Genomic DNA, 1441 nt, shown 5'->3' with positions numbered 1-1441 from the left:
CATGATCGCCGTCGCCGTCATCGACTTGCTCATCGACGCGATCCGGAACCGCGTCTCCGGCGTGATCGCGGCTCCGGCGCCGTCACGACCGCGCACGATCAGATCGACGTCTCCGTCGGAGATCACGTGGCCCGAAGCGGCCACCGAAGAGCTCGAGCGCTACCTCACGGCATCCGAGCGCAGCGTGTTGGGGGCCTTCGCCCGCATGGGTCACCCCTGACCCCCGACGTCTCGCGACGTCGGACAGCACGTTCGACTAGAACAGCATTCAGTATTTCTGACCTGAGTTCATAAATCTATGAACGTGCCGGGAGATGCCTTGCGATTCCGTGAAAGGCATGGTTACCGTGAGCGGACTTCGGGGCGAACGACGACGCAGAGTTGCCCGCCTTTCTCCCCGGGGGCCGCGCACCGAGGGGGCGCGCGGAATCGTTCAGATCGAAAAGGACCAGTACTTTGCGACTCACGAGAAAACTGGCGTTCGCCGCTACCGCGGCTGCTGCGCTCTGCCTCGGCACGGTCATCCCCGCTGCCGCGAATTCCGCACCCGACGCCGACGACATCCCCACCTTCCAGGAGTTCGAGGCGTCGACCTACCGAGACATCGACGGAGCCTACGTCGTCAACGGGGACGAGGTGATCTCCAACCAGGGCGAACTGCGGTCGTTCTACGAACAGCTCCTCGGCGCCGATCCCGTGACCAACGGCCTCATCGTCAACACGGTCAACAGCATCGACGACAAGTGGTCCGACGCGCAGGCGAGCGCCCTCACCTACTGCGTCAGCACGGCATTCGGTGCACGTCATGCCGACGTCGTGAGCGCGATGGAAAGCGGCGCCGCGCTCTGGGAGGCCGCATCATCGAAGATCGACTTCATCTACGACAGCAGCGCCGATGCCAACTGCACGACGCGCAACAACGCCGTCCTCTTCTCCGTGGAGCCCGTGCAGACGACGCAGTACATCGCCCGGGCCTTCTTCCCGAGCACGGCGCCGCGCCTGCAGAACGTCCTCATCGACGACTCGATCTGGACCCCGGGCTCGTCGTGGACCCCGACGAATGTGCTGGGTCATGAGCTCGGTCACGTGCTCGGCTTCCGCCACGAGCACACCCGCCCCGAGGCCGGCACCTGCTTCGAGGACAACAACTGGCGTCCGCTGACGCCGTATGACTCGTCGTCGATCATGCACTACCCGCAGTGCAACGGATCGTCCGCCGATCTGTCGATGACGAGCGTCGACACCGACGGAGTCGTCGCACTCTACGGAAACTGACACCGTTCACTCGAACGCTGTCAGAATCAGCGGGGCCCGGTCGTTCACGACCGGGCCCCGCGTCCGTACTATTCGTCACGCGGATGCGTCCGCGCGCTCCTCGTCCGAGCGCAGCGCCGCTGTCGCCCGAGGCCGCGGTTCACCGTCGCGGAGGGGGACCGGCGGC

The 1441-nt window shown here is 65.4% G+C and carries 2 protein-coding genes; one reads left to right on the top strand and one right to left on the bottom strand.

The features are described 5' to 3' along the window. On the bottom strand, positions 1 to 96 hold a 96-nt coding region (locus KZA10_RS18820), incomplete at its 3' end, for a serine hydrolase (RefSeq protein ID WP_374196600.1). Positions 97 to 456: 360 nt separating this feature from the next. On the opposite strand from KZA10_RS18820, the gene KZA10_RS15080 reads away from it, so the two are divergent. Next, positions 457 to 1275, top strand: a complete 819-nt coding sequence (locus KZA10_RS15080; protein ID WP_055869336.1) for a matrixin family metalloprotease — start codon at positions 457 to 459, stop codon at positions 1273 to 1275. Positions 1276 to 1441: the final 166 nt, after the last annotated feature.

The organism is Microbacterium sp. BF1 (assembly GCF_019279095.1).
In the GTDB taxonomy this organism is placed as follows: domain Bacteria; phylum Actinomycetota; class Actinomycetes; order Actinomycetales; family Microbacteriaceae; genus Microbacterium; species Microbacterium maritypicum.
Note: the sequence above shows the minus strand (reverse complement) of the source record. Positions and strands in the feature narration are given on the sequence as shown.